The 17,409-nt window shown below is 48.6% G+C and carries 17 protein-coding genes; 5 read left to right on the top strand and 12 right to left on the bottom strand.

Features of this window, described 5'->3' with window-relative positions; all coding sequences use genetic code 11:
• The 3 genes from BIZ37_RS24080 to pflA form a co-directional block, all read left to right on the top strand.
• Nucleotides 1–1,305, top strand: a 1,305-nt coding sequence (locus BIZ37_RS24080; protein WP_187463669.1) for a response regulator, incomplete at its 5' end; no start/stop codon positions are given.
• Entirely contained in the window at nucleotides 1,305–2,495 is a 1,191-nt protein-coding gene (locus BIZ37_RS24075; protein ID WP_187463668.1) for an EAL domain-containing protein, read from the top strand. The genes BIZ37_RS24080 and BIZ37_RS24075, both read left to right, overlap by 1 nt.
• Nucleotides 2,496–2,602: 107 nt before the next feature.
• Nucleotides 2,603–3,346, top strand: a complete 744-nt coding sequence (gene pflA / locus BIZ37_RS24070; RefSeq protein ID WP_107301317.1) for a pyruvate formate lyase 1-activating protein — start codon at nucleotides 2,603–2,605, stop codon at nucleotides 3,344–3,346.
• A 428-nt stretch (nucleotides 3,347–3,774) separates the two neighbouring features.
• Here the strand turns inward: pflA and BIZ37_RS24065 are convergent, their stop codons facing one another.
• Complete coding sequence (locus BIZ37_RS24065) at nucleotides 3,775–4,683, bottom strand: LysR substrate-binding domain-containing protein (RefSeq protein ID WP_107301316.1); 909 nt, start codon at nucleotides 4,681–4,683, stop codon at nucleotides 3,775–3,777.
• Nucleotides 4,684–5,296: 613 nt separating this feature from the next.
• Between BIZ37_RS24065 and BIZ37_RS24060 the strand changes: the two genes are divergently transcribed.
• Together BIZ37_RS24060 and BIZ37_RS24055 are read left to right on the top strand one after the other, a co-directional pair.
• On the top strand, nucleotides 5,297–5,842 hold the full coding sequence (locus BIZ37_RS24060; protein WP_187463667.1) for a CBS domain-containing protein: 546 nt from the start codon (nucleotides 5,297–5,299) through the stop codon (nucleotides 5,840–5,842).
• 114 nt (nucleotides 5,843–5,956) lie between these two features.
• Entirely contained in the window at nucleotides 5,957–7,489 is a 1,533-nt protein-coding gene (locus BIZ37_RS24055; RefSeq protein ID WP_187463666.1) for a hypothetical protein, read from the top strand.
• 195 nt (nucleotides 7,490–7,684) lie between these two features.
• Here the strand turns inward: BIZ37_RS24055 and BIZ37_RS24050 are convergent, their stop codons facing one another.
• From BIZ37_RS24050 to BIZ37_RS23995, 11 genes are all read right to left on the bottom strand, one after another.
• Nucleotides 7,685–8,659 carry a flagellar motor protein MotB gene (locus tag BIZ37_RS24050; protein WP_187463665.1) on the bottom strand — a complete coding sequence of 325 codons (975 nt, stop codon included), beginning with the start codon at nucleotides 8,657–8,659 and terminating at the stop codon, nucleotides 7,685–7,687.
• Nucleotides 8,656–9,513, bottom strand: a complete 858-nt coding sequence (motA, locus tag BIZ37_RS24045) for a flagellar motor stator protein MotA (RefSeq protein WP_187463664.1) — start codon at nucleotides 9,511–9,513, stop codon at nucleotides 8,656–8,658. Before motA ends, BIZ37_RS24050 begins: the two co-directional genes overlap by 4 nt.
• Before the next feature lie 9 nt (nucleotides 9,514–9,522).
• Complete coding sequence (gene fliA, locus BIZ37_RS24040) at nucleotides 9,523–10,257, bottom strand: RNA polymerase sigma factor FliA (RefSeq protein WP_187463663.1); 735 nt, start codon at nucleotides 10,255–10,257, stop codon at nucleotides 9,523–9,525.
• A gap of 12 nt (nucleotides 10,258–10,269) precedes the next feature.
• Nucleotides 10,270–10,737, bottom strand: coding sequence for a flagellar basal body-associated protein FliL (gene fliL, locus BIZ37_RS24035; protein ID WP_187463662.1), 468 nt, complete (start codon nucleotides 10,735–10,737; stop codon nucleotides 10,270–10,272).
• 12 nt (nucleotides 10,738–10,749) lie between these two features.
• On the bottom strand, nucleotides 10,750–11,832 hold the full coding sequence (locus BIZ37_RS24030) for a flagellar hook-length control protein FliK (RefSeq protein WP_187463661.1): 1,083 nt from the start codon (nucleotides 11,830–11,832) through the stop codon (nucleotides 10,750–10,752).
• Entirely contained in the window at nucleotides 11,829–12,143 is a 315-nt protein-coding gene (locus BIZ37_RS24025; RefSeq protein ID WP_187463660.1) for a hypothetical protein, read from the bottom strand. The genes BIZ37_RS24030 and BIZ37_RS24025 overlap by 4 nt, the downstream gene beginning before the upstream one ends.
• A complete protein-coding gene (fliS, locus tag BIZ37_RS24020) occupies nucleotides 12,133–12,528 on the bottom strand; it encodes a flagellar export chaperone FliS (RefSeq protein WP_187463659.1) in 396 nt (131 codons plus the stop codon). Before fliS ends, BIZ37_RS24025 begins: the two co-directional genes overlap by 11 nt.
• Before the next feature lie 11 nt (nucleotides 12,529–12,539).
• Complete coding sequence (gene fliD / locus BIZ37_RS24015; protein WP_187463658.1) at nucleotides 12,540–13,898, bottom strand: flagellar filament capping protein FliD; 1,359 nt, start codon at nucleotides 13,896–13,898, stop codon at nucleotides 12,540–12,542.
• 415 nt (nucleotides 13,899–14,313) lie between these two features.
• Nucleotides 14,314–15,459 (bottom strand): flagellin, encoded by a 1,146-nt coding sequence (locus BIZ37_RS30305; RefSeq protein ID WP_255526885.1) that lies wholly within the window; start codon nucleotides 15,457–15,459, stop codon nucleotides 14,314–14,316.
• Nucleotides 15,460–15,833: 374 nt separating this feature from the next.
• Nucleotides 15,834–16,430 (bottom strand): hypothetical protein, encoded by a 597-nt coding sequence (locus BIZ37_RS24000; RefSeq protein WP_187463657.1) that lies wholly within the window; start codon nucleotides 16,428–16,430, stop codon nucleotides 15,834–15,836.
• A gap of 73 nt (nucleotides 16,431–16,503) precedes the next feature.
• The coding region (locus BIZ37_RS23995; RefSeq protein ID WP_187463656.1) for a hypothetical protein at nucleotides 16,504–17,409 on the bottom strand (906 nt) is incomplete at its 5' end.

Here is a 17,409-nt window from a genome sequence, read left to right as displayed (position 1 = left end):
GGTGATATCACCGCCATGAGTGCGTTGGGTGAAGGTGCAAGCTTTAGTTTTACCCTGCCGGCCAAACGCCTCGCCCTGCAACCCCTGTTATCACTCGATTTGCGCTGTGCGCTTATTGGCATCGAAAAGCATGACAGGACACTGCTTGATAGTTACCTAAAATACTGGCACTGCCAAGTAGAAGCCCTTGATGACAAAAACCTTTCATCTCATGTCATCCAAGAGATACTTGCAAAGCAGTATGATGTCATCTTCCTGCCTCAACGTTGGCAGGCAGATATAGAGTCCGATAGCAAAATGCTAAGCGCTATGGCAAGGTTCATCTTTTTGGCTGATAGCCCCCTACTATCTGCAGAGCCATGCTTACAGGGCTGGAGTATCGGTCGTTGCCCGCTGGTTCCTCAGCAAATACTGCACGCTCTTGCCAATACCCCAACACCAGTCACGCTCCAACCTGTACAGGCACAGCCAATAGCAGGTAGCAACATGGATAGGGAAACAGCCATCGCCCAAAACCGCTTGCTTCTGGTTGCCGAGGATCACCCTATCAACCAGCAAATCATCAAGCAGCAATTACAACAGCTCGGCTTTTTTCCTGATATTGTCGGGAACGGTTTGCAGGCGTTAGAGGCACTTCAAACCGCTCCCTATGCCTTGTTACTCACAGACTGTCACATGCCAGAGCTAGATGGTTATGGGCTGGTGAAAGCAATACGGAAAAAACAAAATGAGTCTAATACAGGGGAAGCACGTTATTACCAACTCCCCATCATTGCGTTGACAGCCAACACGGCAGGCGATGCCAAAACCCATATTGAACACTATGGTTTTGATGATTACCTGAACAAACCCGTCACTATGCAAATGCTTTCTTATAAACTAAACTTTTGGATAGGAGAGAATTCGCGGGATAAAGCCGATAATAGTCAGCCTTTACTCAACACTACCGACGCTGAACGACAGGTCCAGCCAACAGGGCAACCACAAGGGCCACTGGATATCAGCAAAATCACAGCAATGTTTGGCAATTTAGACACAGGCATACACTTCATTAGAGAGTATATAACTAGCTGCCTAGATGACTTGGAAACGCTTGCTCTTGCTATCGGCAACCGTGACAGCGATACAGCCCGGTTGGTCAGCCACAGAATGAAGGGGGCAGCACGAATGATGGAATACAGTGCAATGGCCGATCACTGCGAAACCATTGAAAAGCTGGCAACAACGGATAAAGTCGTACCCTCATCGCTACAGCCAGTGTACACAATGATCGATGATTTAAAACGTCAGGTAAAACAATTCTAATGAACATACTACTCGTTGAAGATCACCCTTTTCAGCAACAGGTTTTGCGTAACCAACTTGAACGTGCCGCAACTGACAGTTGTGTCAGTGTTGCCTCAACGGGAAAGGAAGCCTTGGCGCAAATCAACATCACGCTGCCTGATGTGCTGGTGTGTGACTTAAACATGCCGGAGATGGACGGTATCACTTTCTTGAGCCATCTGGCCAAGTTGTCATTCAATGGCGCCATCATCATTTCCAGTGCAGCCAGCCCAGACGTGATTAAATCTGTCAGCCAGATGTGTAAAAGCTACCAGCTGAAGGTCATTGGGTGCCTTGAAAAGCCAGCCCGGCATGAACATATTCAATCCTTACTAGGGCAAGCCGAACAGTACTTGTCCACCCCGCAGCCGGAACAAGCCTCCCATTCAGCCCATGTGCTTTCTGAACAAGTGTTAAACATGGCTTTCGAACATCAATGGCTGGTGCCCTATTACCAGCCAATTGTTGATATCCGTACCGGTGAGTGGTGTGGTAACGAAGCCCTGATCCGGCTTGTTCATCCCGATATGGGCCTGCTACCACCAGCCCGGTTCCTATCTGTCATTGAAGATATGGGCAGGGAACATGAATTGGCAATGATGACGATCCACCATGTTGTCTCAAACTTGCCGGCCTTTTCAGGGCGACGGGTTGCGGTCAATATCACTCCCCATACCCTGATCAGCGAAGGCTTCGTCGACCAAGTTATCGCCCTGCAGCAACCTTTTCCGACCATCAGCCAAACGCTGTCATTCGAGATAACCGAATCAGACGCTATTGAGCATACCGGGCCAAGCCTAGAAGCCGCAGCCAGGCTTGGGATGTACGGTTTCAAACTGTCCATTGATGACTTTGGAACAGGTTATTCTTCATTGAAACAGCTTGAACAATTGCCTTTCGAGTCCCTGAAACTGGATATGAGCTTTATTCAGGCCTTACCCAAAAGTAAAACCGCAGCCGCCATTCTCGAAGCCAGCCTATTGCTCGCCAACCGTTTGTCACTGAGCACCATTGCCGAAGGGATAGAATGTACCTATCAATGGCAGGCCCTACGCCAAATGGGTTGCCACTTTGCTCAAGGTTACTTTATCGGGCGCCCGATGCCGGTAGAGCAATTGAAGCAATGGCACCATGATTGGAATGAAAAGCAACATTGCGCCTCGTTGTAATATCTTGAGTAGTATCCTTACTTTTTTGGTGCTTTTTAGCTACTTTGACTGTCCATTTTGTAATAAAATGACAGGTAAAACACGCCCCAAAGCGGAGAAGCTAAGTAATGTCAGTAAAAGGTCGAATCCACTCTTTTGAGTCCTGTGGTACCGTCGACGGTCCAGGTATTCGTTTCATCGTCTTCTTGCAAGGCTGCCTGATGCGCTGCCAGTATTGCCACAACCGAGACACTTGGGATCTTCATGATGGTAAGGAGATCACGGTTAAAGAGTTGATTGACGAAGCGAAATCATACCGCTTCTTCATGAACTCATCGGGCGGCGGTGTCACCTGTTCAGGTGGTGAAGCTATGCTGCAGCCAGAGTTTGTGCGTGATTTCTTCCGTGCAGCCAAAGATGAAGGTATCCACACTTGTCTAGATACCAACGGCTATATCCGCAAACATACTGATGTTGTTGACGAAGTCCTTGATGTTGCTGATTTGGTGATGCTGGATCTCAAGCAACTAGATGACAGTATCCACCAAAACCTTGTCGGCGTACCGAACAAACGCGTGTTGGACTTTGCCCGTTACCTGCACCAGCGCGGCCAAAAAACATGGATCCGCTACGTTGTTGTCCCAGGCTATACCGATGACGAGCGTTCTGCCCATCTACTGGGTGATTTCATCAAGGATATGGACAACATCGAGAAAGTCGAGCTGCTGCCTTACCACCAGCTTGGCGAGCACAAGTGGGAAGCGATGGGCTTTGACTACCCACTAACAGGCGTCTCACCACCATCAAAAGAAGTGATGGAGAAAGTGAAAGAAATCATCAGCAGCTATACGCAGGCAAAAGTGATTTACTAACACTTATTCGGATACTGAATGTTAAAAGGAGAACGACGGTTCTCCTTTTTTGATCTTGGCGAAAACAAAATATCTTCAGGCAAAATGAGACAAGGCAACTAAAAGGCTATATCAGAAAAATTGATAGGCATTTTATTGCTTATAAGTGGATATACATCAACTCTTACCACCAAGCCTCACTATTAAACAACGTCTCCGCTACAAATATAATCGGCTTGGTGAGTAAAAAGTCATCTTATTGATTTATCAGTTAATTGGATGGTGCCTATCAATAAAAATAAAACTTGTTGAATATAAAAAACCCAAGTCGCTAGGCGGTACTTGGGTCATTTATTTTGATGGGCTTATCTATCTGATCCAGTTGTTCTCGCTGATTCAGTTACGCCCAACACGGCTTTCTTCCTAACTAGAAAGAGGGCATCGCGATGTCAAACGCTCTTTAGCTTATGGTTCTTCATCATCCGGTGGCCTTCGCGCTTGATACACTCCAACAGCGGGTGATCGCCCATCTCTTTACGCCAAATAAAGGAAATTGCGCGGTCCATTTTTAGTTCAGGCACATTCAGTGCGGCCAACTCACCCCGCTCGATATACGGAGCGACATCAAGGTAAGGTAGGCAAGTTAGGTAGTGCCCGTTGGCTACCATGGAGCGGATAACCGGTACATGGGAATATTCACGCCAAACATCCAGATCCGGGATTAGTGGCACCATGGCACTTTCGAAAATAGCACGCGTTCCCGCCCCACCTTCTCGTAATACCCACTGGGCTTGTTCCAACTGTGCTAGGCTCACTCGAGAGTTCTTCGCAAAAGGGTGATGAGCAGCACTGACGACGACAAGGTGGTCCCGGCACCATTCTTCCTGGTGGGTACGGTTATCATCACAACGGCCTTCGATAATGCCGATGTCATATTTATAGTTCAGCACCCCTTCGATGATGCCCTGGCTACTTTTCACTTCCAACCCAGTACGGACTTCTGGGAAGTCAGTATCAAGAATACTGATAAGCTCCGGCACTAGGTGTTCCGCCGGCGTCTGGCTGGCACCGATGGTAATACTGCCACTGAATAAGTGCTGGTCGTAAAAGCCCGCTTCAATCTGTTCAGCATCTTGCAACAAGCGGCGTGCTTTTGGTCTCAGCCAGTTACCCCAGTGGCTCAAGCGCATATCCTTGCCCTGACGTACGAAAAGGTCTCGCCCCAGCAGCTTTTCCAATTGGCTAAGCGACATACTTGCCGCTGACTGGGTCACCCCTAATCGTTCAGCTGCTTGGCTAACACTGCCTAATTCAGCGACCGCATCAAACACTGATAACTGTTTCAACGAATAACGCACTTTGACTCCTAGATATACAACAGGGGGACTGGATGTCGATAGTTATCATTTTTAAGGCCAAGTCACTGGTATATTTGCCGAAACATCCAGTTACTTTTGCCAATCAATAAACCTGATAGCTAAATAAACAACCAATATTGTATCAAGTTTTAACTGCCGGGTAATGCGAACAACTTATCCATTAGTGGCAATTTCCCTTTCAGCAGCTTAAAAACTGTAAGCAATTGCCCATCGGTATTACATATTTGATATCACCTCTTTTTAAGGATAATATCCTGATTCATTTTTACTTATTAGAGACCACATCTGAAATCAGTATTTCTGATACGGCTTGCAGCCAGATAAAGATAGCCCCCCACACCAAGCTTTGGCGAATAACCACACTTAATAAAAGCCTATTTCTCCTTATCATCTTAATTGATTGAATTATCACGCGACATTTCCTGAAACATTTACAAACAAAGTATCATTAAAATTGAATGACACTCTAAATAAAATCAATTTTACTAATGCACCGGTGCTGAGTAACATTCCCGTCAACAGCTCAATGAGCCCCTTTACGGCTCTTGGCGAGTTACTAAAACAGTGTTGATTTTGATTTTAGGAGATTGTTATGAGCGCTTTACTTACAGTGAGAGACATTGTAAATACGCAAGCCCCGACGTTGAGTACCGAGACCAGTTTGCCAGCGGCTATCGATGTACTATCCAGCAACCAAATTAATGGTGCGCCTGTTTGCGATGAAAACGGCCAGCTAGTGGGTTTCCTATCAGCTCATGACATTATGGTAGAAATGTGGTGCCAAGACTATCTGCCAGATGAAGATGTAACGGTAGGCAACCTGATGAAAACCGATTTGGTCACGATGGATATCGAAGACCGCCTGACAGATGCTCTTGAGTTTCTTGCTTTGGACAAGGAACAGCTATACCCAACAACGGCGATGGGCTACGCAACGCAAATGACAACCTTATCGCTAGAAGAGCGAGCTAAGTCTATCAAGGTTAACAAGCCGCAGATTTTACCGATCATGGAAAACGGTAAATATGTCGGCGTGGTATCCCGCCAGGAAGTGTTGAAAGCCCTACGTGCCCTATTCAACGATGCAACGACGCCAACGCCAGTTGCAGAAAATGTTGCCCCACAGGTAGTTACCTAATCAGTAACGGACATATCACTCGCCCACAGCCAAACTGACCCTATTGTTAGAACTTCATGTGCCTAGCACATGAGGTGTGCCTGTGAGCAGTTCGAAAGAGTTTTTGGAGTTAAAATGGAACAAGTTTCCCATCTATATGCTTTTAACCATTTTGTTATCGCGATAGCCGCCCTAACAATTATGGTACTGGTTGCCCGTACCCTGGTCGCAGGAACAAAATATTCCTCGCTGCTAGTTATCGTTGTTTTTGGCCTAGCTTTAGGCTCACTGCTGGTGCACAGTGGTATGGCGACACCGGGACTGGAACAGTTCCCTATCGTTGCGCTGATTGGCCAGACAACCGTGATTGCATTGATCGCTTCTTTCTTCGTGGGCGGCCAAGAAATCCGCCGTCTATTGTCTAAAAAAGACTTTGATGAAGAATGTGATTTCTTCTCCCCTTCAGCTCAAGAAGTTGTACATGGTACAAGCAGCACACAGCTAACGTATATTATCCGTGCCTTCTTACTACTTATCGGTATCCAGACGGCTGATGTGCTGATATCTGACCGTACAGCAAGCTTTGCTCTGGGCGACTCTTTCCTACTGCTATCTTACATTTGTTTGGCGTTAGCCTTTATCCTGATTGACCGTAAAGCCGTGATCTCGAACAAAGGCCAGTATATCCGCAAGGGCTTGTTTGAAGTAGTTGCGATTATTGTGGTACTGAACCTCTCGTTGTGGCTGTCGAACGTTGTGTCGTCAGTGATCGGCCTGCCGCAGATCTTCTTTGCGATGATCCTATCTTCTGGTTTGGGCGCAGTCCTGCCTAAGTGGAAACATGGCCCGACAATGAACGCACTGCTGTTTGCCGGTATTCCGCTAGTACTTGCTGGTAGCTTCTTGGTTGGTGGTTCTCACATGGTTGAAGCCTTTGGTATCCCAGGCCTACAAAGTGTTATCGTGTACGGCTTCTCGGGCCAGATTTTCTGGATGTTTGGTGGCCTAGCGCTACTGATTTTTGTCGGCAAATCAAACCATGTGCGTAACCTAGCACCAGGCCTAGCTGGCGGCCTATCTCACTCGGGCCTAACTGGTGCCTGTACTGCTGGTGACTTCGGTCGTACTGCAGCTTCCCGTGCACCGATTATGATCAACATCCCGTTTGCCGGCCATATCTTCGTCTTTACGATTCTGGCAGCAAGTGCCGAACGTGGCTCTCTAATGGTTGGTTGGACGCTTCCTTTGCTAGCAGCTGGTGCAGTGTTTGTCTTCCTGTCACTGAAAAACCTACGCTCAGCCAATGGCTGTGAGAAAACCGAAGTCAAAGGCCTGATGCTATTCTCCCTTGGCTGGCAGATCATGGCGGTATTCGGTAGCTTCACGCTGCTAAGCCTAGCCGGTATGTCTTTGGAGCATGCATCAATGTCGGCGGCTTCTGGCCTGTCACACTTCGGTCTGTTTGCCGCAGTACAGGAAGGGATGTTCGGTTCAGCAGCAGCTAGCCTTATCACCTTTACCTTTGCTATGACTTTCCTGGTTCACCCGTTTGTCTTCGCGATGTTCGGCAAGGCGGCTGAAAGCAATGGCCGTATGGCAGAGAAAGCCGTAACAGTACTGGCAAGCGCGGGCCTTATCGGTGTTGTTTCTTCAACCTTGATGATTTAACCAAGCTTGCTAGTTAACTAGGCAGACTTTATGTAGAGGGGGCAGATAAACTATCTGCCCCCTCTTTTTATCCAGTACAAGCCTTGATAACAGGCGTAAAAAAGCCAGCCCCTCTTTGGTAAGGAACTGGCTTGGGCTGTCCAACTAGCGCTGACGTTGGACTTATCTTTTCTTACTTAAGCCAAATTGATGTCTTTAACTGATCGGCTGATTGGCATAGGCAGCCTGCTTTGCGGCCTCCAAAGAAGGCCCATCTCCATCACGGCCAAACAATTGCTTTAGCTGCTGCTCGGTATCTTTGGTCAGCACCAAGATTTCAATGCGACGGTTAAGGTGGCTATAAGGCTCATCTTCATTAAGCAACATGGTATCGGACATTGCTGTCACCTGAGCGACGCGCTCACTAGGCATACCGCCAAATTCCAGTACTTCCCTTGCGCGCATGGCACGTTGGCCTGACAACAACCAGTTATTACCCGCAGCTCGGCGGCTAAACCCACTTGAATCGGCATGGCCGGAGATCATTATTGGATTTTCAATAGTGGCGAAGGTCGGTGCAATTGCCAGCAACAGATCTTCAAAGAATGGTGTCAACTCTGCCCCGCCCAGTTTGAACATTGGTTTTTCGTTGTCATCATTGACCAATACTCGCAACCCTTGCGGCACTGCTTCAACCGTTAACTGGCTACTGGCGGATAGGAACTCACTAACACCTTTAAGGTGTTCACCCAATACCACCATGTCTTCATGGGTTTCATAACGACCAGCAACAAGAGATGGTCCCTCTTCTCCCAAGCCTCCAAAGCTATCACCATCACCACCAACAACATTGATTGTAAGGGAATTACCTAGGTTATAAGGGTTACTGGGCTGCTCGCTCTGCAATCCTGGCAGCGATGAACCGCCCAAGTCGACCACAAACGGGCTGTTTTCCATAAACAGGTCACTGCTAGGAACAAGCTGTTGCTGGCCGCCACTAAGGCGGCCCACAATCCGGCTTTTTTCTTCTTCCGTCGTGACCTGCAGTACCCACATCACCATGAAAAAAGCCATCATCGCCAAGGTAAAATCAGCAAACGCCACCTTCCACGCCCCGCCATGGCGGGCATCACCACCCTTGTTACGACGCTTTTTGATGATAATCGTGTCGGTATTATTACCCCGTATCATTGGAACACCTGTTGCGTCACCCAACCTTCCATCTCGGCAAAGGTCGGCTTCACATCCAGCATGATTAGCTTACGGCCTGAGTCTGCAGCGACAATTGCAGGTTTGCCGGCGGTATAGCTCACCATCATTGCTTTGACACACTCAAAGGCCGCTAGCTCGCGTTTGACCTGATTGCCCATGGCCGAACTCAATGGATCAAAAACACAATAGCAGAAGAAAATACCGAGGAATGTCCCCACCAAGGCGTGGGCAACACTGATACCGATTTGCGCCATATCACCATCGATGTTGGTCATGGTGATCACAATCCCCATCACCGCTGCCAAAATACCGAAGCCCGGCATCGCCTCAGCGATACGGTGCATCGAGTGGGACGGCTCCATCAAGTCCTCCTCGATAGCTTCCAGTTCTTGCTCCAACATACTTTCCAGCTCATGGGCACTGATTTTTCCCATCGCCATCAAACGGAAGTTATCAGTAATGAAGGTAACCAGCTTCGGGTATTCCAGCACCTCCGGGTAGCTCAAAAACAGGCTGCTCTGGTGTGGTTCTTCAATGTGCTCGTCCAACACCCGCATACCGTTTTGGCGCACCTGCTCAAGCAGGTGGTACATCAGCGAAAGTAGCTCGCGGTAAAGCTTGCGCTCGTCACGCTTAACCGCGATGCCACGGGCCTGATGCCACATCTCGACAATCACATGGTGCGGGTTGCCGATAGCCAGTGCTCCGGCCCCGGCCCCTAGGATAATCATCAGCTCGGCAGGCTGCCACATTGTGCCAAGGTATCCACCGGCTAGCACAAAGCCACCGAACACACACAGGATAATGATTAAGACACCGATAATTTTTTGCATAACTTTCTCCTACAACAAGCTCTTAATCATGGCGTTCATTTGTTTGATTGCCTGCTTGTGCAGCTGACAAATCCTCGCTTCGCTCAAACCAACCACAATGGCGATCTCCTTCAAGCTAAGCTCTTTTTGGTAGTAAAAATCCAGAATCAGCTGTTCACGCTTCGGCAACTGGGACAAGACATGCCTGAGCAAATCATCGTTGATCAAATGCTGCAGGTTATTATCACTCTCGCCAAAATCAACGCTGCTACTGTCCGACTCAAACAACTGCTCTAGGCTATACAGTTCCTCAGCCTGAGCGGCATATAGCAAACGGTGGCATTCTTCGAGGCTGATCTTCAATGCCTCTGCCAATTCATGCTCGTTCGGCGGGCGCTTCAACTGCTTGGTCAATTGCTTGGAGACTTTGTTGAGCTCATGGACTTGCTGGCGCAACTGGCGTGGCCGCCAATCACGGCGACGCAGCTCGTCGAGGATAGCGCCCCGGACCCGGCGGGTGGCAAAGAAACGGAAGTTATCATCCATCTCGCCGTAGCGGCGGACCGCTTCCAGTAAGCCAAGTAGGCCAATTTGTTCCATGTCATCAAGCCCCATACACCCCGAGGCGTGGTGGTGAAGTTGCTGGACAATACGCTTTACCAAACCTAAATGCTGGCGCAGGATCTGCTCTTCGTTGTTCTGCGAGGGTTGGGTTTGCCACTGGGCATACTCATCCTCGAATGGTAATTGCTGTGCTTCTAACATAAATCCCTTCCTTTATTGCAGCACAAGCTTGGTAAACAGCACTTCTTCAATCTGGTGGTTGTAACCATTAATGGCCAACACCTGTCGCAATTGCCCCATCACCTGTTGCTGGAGGCTATCGATTTCATTCATTTTGCGCAGGTCTTCATAGGTGCTCTGACTAAACATCTTCAATAAGACATTGCGCGCTAGCGGTTTGAATTCAATCAGCTCATCATGGGCTTGAAGCGAGTTGGTTTTCAGTGCCAACTCCAGCATCAGGTAATGGGTGCGTTCTTCGCCATCGACAGAAATGACAAACTTATCCAAGTTCATAAAGTGGGCACGGTTGGTCTTGTCGGCACGGGCAAAAATACTGAAATCGGATGAATTATCATTGACGATAAATGCGTAGGTACCGATCGAAGACAAGGCAATCAGCGCTGAAGCAGCCATCGCTGCAATAATCACTTTTGTGCCCATTACATTGTTTCTAGCCATTATTTGTTTTCCTTACACCATACGAGTGAGGCGGTATTGGTCCGCCTTTGATAAGAGATCGGTTGAATCGTGCCAGTCAGCCCCTTCAGCCACAGGCTGCATCACAAATGAATTTTCAACTGGCTGCTCAGGGGCGTGCTGCTGGGATTGGTCACTGACATCGACATCAACCATGGCGCCCGCCAATTGCTTGCCCTCAAGTTCAGTGCGCAAGCGTTCGGCACCCTGCTGGGCTGCTTCGCGCAAAGCCGGATCAGCTGCAGCGATGTGGACTTGAATCTTGTTATTTTCCATCTTGACTGACAGCTCTAGGTTGCCAAGATGTGGGGGGTCGAGGCGGATACGGGCATGCTGGACATCTTGGTTGAGATGCATCTGCACCCGCTCCTTGAGCACTGACACCAATTGCTGGCCCCATTGCTGCTGGTTCTCGGCCATTTTGACCGGCGCCCACTCGGCTCGCGGAGCATTAGGTTGGTTTATTGGCCTATCCAATGATGCGGGAGCATTCTCCGGGCCTTCTTGCAAAGCCAAGGTGGTAAAACTGCTGGCCTGTGTTAGTTGCTGCAGCAAGACGGGATTTGTCGTTTCCTGCCTGACCGGTGTCATCGCATTGGAGATCACCCGTTCGATGGCCTGATCAAACGACAATGACTCCCCCTGAGGCGTACCGTTTGCTGCAAGGTAATGAGGGATAGCAGGCTGAGATTGCCCCATTTGCACCGACACACTCTGCAAGCCGTCGGCACGGCGCATCATACCAATCAGCTGGTCCCTGACATCGCTACTCAAATCATTGGTAATATTGATCAGGCGAAACTGCCCCTCTGGCGGTAACTGCTCGATAAAAGGGTGGGCAGAGCTAAATACCCAGTCCTCCCCTTCAGCCAGTCCCTTGAGTTGATCATAAAGATCGAACCAATACGGGTTAGCCTCGTCAGCCATTTCGACCTCAGCGGTCCCATCACCACTTAGCCCAAGCAGTGCAGCGAAGCTGTCCATCCAAGAGCCCTCATTCGAAGCCGCTACCGGCAACGTCGCTGAGGCATGGCCGTGTCCCTGAGGCATTGATGGCGGTATTGAGATATGGCTCATCGAAGTAACCCTCCGGCCAACTCAACTTGCTGGTATTCCGATACCCCTTCACGTTGGCTCTGTAACTTGGCCAGCACCTGGCCAAGATGGTTTTTCTCCATTTCACACGCTGTCATTGCGGCTAAATGGACCTGCTTGAGCTGAAGGATTTCCCGCCGTAGTGATTGCGCAATACCCGGTTGCTCCTTGAGTGTTGCCAGCATGGTGTAGATCTCTTTATCTATCTTACGGACTGCCTGCCACTCTTTGCGCTTGTAGCTCTGGTTGAGCTGCAAGGCCAGTTGCCTGATCTGGGTTGGATTAACCTTCATTGGCTGCTCCGAAATGGTGCCAGCCGTGCTGGATATTGCCCATGACAGTACGCACTTCTGCCAGCTTTTCGGCATCATTATGGACACTGGCTTCGAATAGGCGCATGCTGCAAAAATCGTAAAGCTGGTTCATCTGCTGGGCCAATTCCCCGCCTTGTCGCATGTCCAATGCGCTGTTCAGGCCACCGATAATGTCGATGCACTTACCAATGGCTTCGCCTTTTTCTTTCAGGCGGTTTGCTGCCATATGGCCTTCGGCACGGGTCAGGTTATCCATGAAACCATCCACCAGCATCAGCACCAACTGGTACGGGCTAGCTGCCGCTGCCTGCGCTTCTACATCAACTTGCTGGTACGCCTCGAAGCCAGAATCATCCATTAACATTATTTGTTCCTCTAAAACATAAACATGGAACCGGTTGATTCCATCTGCATCATGGTTTGCTGCATTGCGGTGTATTGGCGCAAGTAGCGGTTGTAGGTTTTCTCCATCCGGTAATCGAGCTGCTCTTTCTTGTCTTCAACCCGGTCGATATTGCCCTGCAGGCTCTCCTGCCGTCCTTTTAGCAGGTTGTTACCTGAGTTCGCCGATCCGGTGTAAGGCTCAATCGCTTTCTCCAACGCCGTCAGGGCACCGTTATCTCCAAAGAAAATAGCGTCGATTTTTTCCGGTGTTTCAGCCAAGGCTTTCTCAAATCGTTCGCTATCGATTTTCAACGTGCCGTCGCGGTTCGCTTCGATCCCGATGCTGTACAAGGTGCCTTCATCAAATTGGCCTCGGGCAATATTGTTAAGCATGTTTTTGAGACTACGGGCGGTAGAGTCGCTGGCTAATACCCCAGCTTTGGTGAACTTGACACTGTCCTCATCGTCGTTGTCACCGTCATCATTTTCGATTTGGTAATCGGTCATGGTGTGCTTGAGGATGGTGTTCATCAGCTCATTGTAAGCATCAACAAACTCTTCAACGGCCTCAGTAGACGCTTCACTATCACCGCCAATCACCAGGGTCAGCGGCTTATCATTCGGTTCATGGGCCTTGGTCAGTTCGAGCGTCACGCCAGAAATAGCATCATCGATAGTGTTGGAGCTATTGCGGATCTCGAGGCCTTGTTCACCGCCAACCATGACAATGGCATCCTGCGCTACTGTCAGCGTTTTCGGTGGGTGGAAGTAGTCGCCAAGGCTGTTGTCAAACGACAGGCTGAAGCTGTTTTCTTCACCGGTTTCAGTACTGCTGAGGATCAGGCTCACTTCATCGCCCGAGCGCACCACTGAGGCTGAGATCCCTTCATCAAACTCCTCAATGTAGTCAGCAAGGTCGGTGATAGTCTTGTCGCCGTCCTCGTTGAACTCACCGAAATCAATGACCAATGGCTCTTCACTACCGGCAATATCGATAGTTACGACTCCCTCGGTCGGTAGGTCTTCGCCTTTTAGGGTGATCGCTTCTTGCTGGGCCTGAGCCAGTTGCTTAACGAAAAGGTCGTAGCTACCGTGGCGCGCACTGCCGCTCGCAGTGGCATTGATATAGCCTTCTTCACTCGGCGTTGCGCTATTTTTCACAAAGCTATTATCGGCTTTGTTCATATTCTCCAGCGCGGATGAAAAGCTGCTGAATGCTGAATCGATATCTTTCCAAGCATCAAGTTGTGCTTGGTACATTGCCTGTTGGTTAACATATTGAATATCAAATGGCTGACGCTGGATCATCACCATCTGCATTGCTAAAGAAGCTGGGTCCATCATTGACATTGAGTTTCTCCTCAACCTAGCTCGTATTTAAAATCCACTTAAGGAAAAGCTGTACTTCATGCCTTTATGCAAAAGATGTTCCAACTTTAAATTAAGTAAATATTCGCTAACTCATGCTAAGTTTGGTTATATTTACGGCTATATCGCTTGAATAGCGTTCTTCAATTAGATAAGCGGAAGATTTACTTCCGGTAGCGGAAAATCACCACTTCCGCTATTAAAATTAATTTCTCATTAATAACAATCGACAAAAATAGCTAGCTTCTTAATGGTCAAACCCTTATTTAAAAACAGTAACTGAATTAGTTTTTATTATTTATTAAATAAAAAAACCGCAGCCTAAACTGCGGTTTTGTTTTATTTGGAGTGGTTTGATTGCAGTTATTTCGCGTAAGCGAATTAGCCGCTAGGTAAATTAGCCTACTAGGCTCATTACCATGCCAGACATGCCGTTCGCTTGAGACAGCATAGACATGCTCATCTGTGTTAGCATCTGGTTCTTCATCATGTTTGAAGATTCAACCGCATAGTCAGTATCCATGATACGACCTTTCGCCATTTCCGTATTCTCAGCCATGTTGCCAAGGTTCACGATAGTGTGGTCAAGACGGTTGATGTTAGCACCTAGCTCAGAGCGGATAGAGCCGATGCCTGCAACTTCTGTTGGAGTTTCAACACCGTCAACATCAACCATAACAGTACCACCGTTAATTAGAAGATCTACAGTGTCCATTGCAGTTGCAGCACCATTAACACCATCTGGGTCAATTCCTGCTGTCATAGTATCGATTTCAGTTTTAGCTGCAGTTTCAAAAGCAGATATGGCTGCCTCTTGCTGAGTTTCATCATCCATATCTGCGATGTCTGACCAAGATGGGCCGTCGTAACCGGCATCTTCCATAGCAGCGAATAGATCGGCATCGCTAAAGACTTTATCTTTATTGCTGTCATCAACATCAGCCCAAGACCTCAACGCTACACCACCAACAGAAACGGTTTCTGCTTTCTCGCTCAAATCGATAGATTTAAGGTCTGAAATAGTGTTACGAACATCGTTAATTGACTCTGCGATGTTAATTGTAAGTGTTTCGCCCGTTGTTGCACCAATCTGGAAAGTGATTTCCTGATCTAGCAGGCCACCAGCAGCAAATAGGTTGTTGCCCGAGCCGTACTGGGTGTTGTCGATAACGCTTTCTAGCTCATTGACTAGCTGATCCCACTCAGCCTGCATTGCATCATGCTCGTTCTCAGAGTTGGTGCCGTTTGCCGCTTGAGTCGCTAGGTCTTTCATGCGGTGACCGATGTTGGTCATCTCGTCGAAGGCACCCTCTGCTGTTTGTAGCATAGAGATCGCATCTTGTGAGTTACGCTGGGCAACACCTAGGCCGTTTACTTGAGACTGTAGGCGAGTGGCAATCTGTAGGCCCGCTGCATCGTCAGAAGCATTGTTGATGCGGAAACCAGTAGAGATACGCTGCATCGCGCTATCCATTGCACCAGATGTTTTGTTTAGGTTGTTCTGAGTGATCAGAGACGTGTAATTAGTATGAATCGATAGCATGTTATTGCCCTCTGTGGATGATTCTGTATGAGTGTCTACACCTCTATAAAACGACACCTAAACGCTTCCCTTAAACAGAGTTTTGGCAATTTTTAATTATTTTTTCGCCTACGACAAAAATATTTTTTTCTTAAATTAAAAAGGAAATAGATCCTGGGTCCTAGGCCCTGGGTCCTGGGTCCTGGGAACTGGGGGAAATGAATAGAGACGTTTAAGCTAGCAAATTAAAACGTTTTAGAGTTAAACACGGAGTGAATGTATTTATGAGGGTTTTAAAGGTGAATAAATGAAAAGAGAAAATAGTGATAAAGACGTAGAGATAAAGCAGTTTAAAGAAAAGCTAAAGGAGGCCTGGCTGTAAAATAACCAATAGATTAAAATAACCAATAGAATAGAGATAAAAGGATAACCGTGGTAATAAACCCAGTGCGCAGCCACAGCTTGAGTGAAACTGGGTTATGGGCAGGGCTGCCTACTTTGGCATTATTGCCATAGGGTGACCACAGCAGCTGCAGCGGTTCATTGTGCATAAAGCCCTTGGCAACAAGCCGCCAGCCCTGATCAACGGTTGGCAGCAAGGCCAATGAAAGTGCGGTTGGCAAGGTGGAATTGAGCAGCTGGGGCTCACTCTGAGCTGCGCCGACCTGCCAACGGACGGTATGCATTTGGCCTTCAAGCTGAAGGCGAAGTTGCAACTCCCCTTCCCCGCCACCTAGACGAAAACTGGGTGATTGCAGCGTCGGTGTTTGGTAGCCCTGGGTTTGACCCAATGACGAGGCCGATGAACTTGCCAGCATACGGACAACCTGCCACTGGGCATGTGGCATGGTTTGTGGTGTTGATGATTGGGCGTTATTCGATAAAGGCTTGGCTGCCCCTTGCTGAGGCGGCGGGGTAAACTGATCCGCTTTTAGCTGCTGTGGCTCGATTCGCAGTAGTTTGTTTATCGCCGCAGAGATCGGTGACAGCATAAAAAGTCCTCAACAAGCCCCGTTATCTTTCAGCTCATTCTTTAATAAACAGGCCATTATCAACTGACCTTTTTCATCCAAGTAAAGATACCACGGTTTGGCGATGGACATTGGCCTGCACCTTCAAGTTTTGAAACGCCGAGGTAAAGCTATCACTGGTAGGTAGTATGCGCGACAAATCAGCCTCAACCGTGTCCAGTACCTGTTCGCTGAGGTAACGGTTACGCTGGTTGATGGTATCGATTCGTTGCATAACATCCTGATTGTGGAGCTTCAATTCCCGAATACTGGATTTGATCTGCTTCATCATTTGCTGGGTTTCTACCAGCGTCTGGCGAAGCTGTTCTTTGTCGATCTGCCACCTCTGTGGTTCAAAGCGCGCTTCGGTTGTCTCTAGTTTTACCCGGTTCGGCTGGCCTGCCGGAAAACGGTCACCTTGGCCAACGACCCGCATTTTCTGTGACAAATGCTGCCAGTCCGCTTCATTGGTCGAGAAAACCAATTGACGCTGTTTGTTCAGTGACACCCCAATACCGTGTTCATTGAGCGCCTGACGAAACTGCATCGCCTGTTTTTCTGGTGTCGCATTCGCCGTGAGCTTCACCGGCACTGCATTAGCCCCGCCTTTGGCCAAATTGAAAATCAGCGTTTCATCACGAGGGCTTGGCCGCTTGGTATCTAGCCCCTTGATTTGGAATACGGTTCGTGGCTCGCCATGGAATACCGGCTTAAGCTGGCGACTTAGCACCGGCTGGTCTTTGTATGTTGCCTGCTGAAGGCGCTGCTCCATCCGGCTGGCCAGCTGTTCAATATCCGCAGCAATCTTTGGCGAAGCACTGCCCGAGCGCATCGCAAACTCCACCCGCTTGCTGAGCTGGGCCAAGTTCTTACCAATATCATTGAGGCTGAACTCTGCCACCCGCGAAGCCGCGACCTTATGCTGGGCACGCTGGATCAAACTGTGCTGGCGGGTATGTTC

It is taken from the genome of Photobacterium sp. BZF1, assembly GCF_014349205.1.
GTDB lineage: Bacteria > Pseudomonadota > Gammaproteobacteria > Enterobacterales > Vibrionaceae > Photobacterium.
The sequence above is the reverse complement of the archived record's forward strand: the minus strand, read 5'-3'. Positions and strand labels throughout refer to the sequence as shown.

Excerpts from the sequence above, each read along its gene's own strand:
- BIZ37_RS24075 (WP_187463668.1), top strand. The coding sequence starts at position 1,305 with ATGAACATACTACTCGTTGAAGATCACCCTTTTCAGCAACAGGTTTTG.
- pflA (WP_107301317.1), top strand. The coding sequence starts at position 2,603 with ATGTCAGTAAAAGGTCGAATCCACTCTTTTGAGTCCTGTGGTACCGTC.
- BIZ37_RS24060 (WP_187463667.1), top strand. The coding sequence starts at position 5,297 with ATGAGCGCTTTACTTACAGTGAGAGACATTGTAAATACGCAAGCCCCG.
- BIZ37_RS24055 (WP_187463666.1), top strand. The coding sequence starts at position 5,957 with ATGGAACAAGTTTCCCATCTATATGCTTTTAACCATTTTGTTATCGCG.
- BIZ37_RS24050 (WP_187463665.1), bottom strand. The coding sequence starts at position 8,659 with ATGATACGGGGTAATAATACCGACACGATTATCATCAAAAAGCGTCGT.
- motA (WP_187463664.1), bottom strand. The coding sequence starts at position 9,513 with ATGCAAAAAATTATCGGTGTCTTAATCATTATCCTGTGTGTGTTCGGT.
- fliA (WP_187463663.1), bottom strand. The coding sequence starts at position 10,257 with ATGTTAGAAGCACAGCAATTACCATTCGAGGATGAGTATGCCCAGTGG.
- fliL (WP_187463662.1), bottom strand. The coding sequence starts at position 10,737 with ATGGCTAGAAACAATGTAATGGGCACAAAAGTGATTATTGCAGCGATG.
- BIZ37_RS24030 (WP_187463661.1), bottom strand. The coding sequence starts at position 11,832 with ATGAGCCATATCTCAATACCGCCATCAATGCCTCAGGGACACGGCCAT.
- BIZ37_RS24025 (WP_187463660.1), bottom strand. The coding sequence starts at position 12,143 with ATGAAGGTTAATCCAACCCAGATCAGGCAACTGGCCTTGCAGCTCAAC.
- fliS (WP_187463659.1), bottom strand. The coding sequence starts at position 12,528 with ATGTTAATGGATGATTCTGGCTTCGAGGCGTACCAGCAAGTTGATGTA.
- fliD (WP_187463658.1), bottom strand. The coding sequence starts at position 13,898 with ATGTCAATGATGGACCCAGCTTCTTTAGCAATGCAGATGGTGATGATC.
- BIZ37_RS30305 (WP_255526885.1), bottom strand. The coding sequence starts at position 15,459 with ATGCTATCGATTCATACTAATTACACGTCTCTGATCACTCAGAACAAC.
- BIZ37_RS24000 (WP_187463657.1), bottom strand. The coding sequence starts at position 16,430 with ATGCTGTCACCGATCTCTGCGGCGATAAACAAACTACTGCGAATCGAG.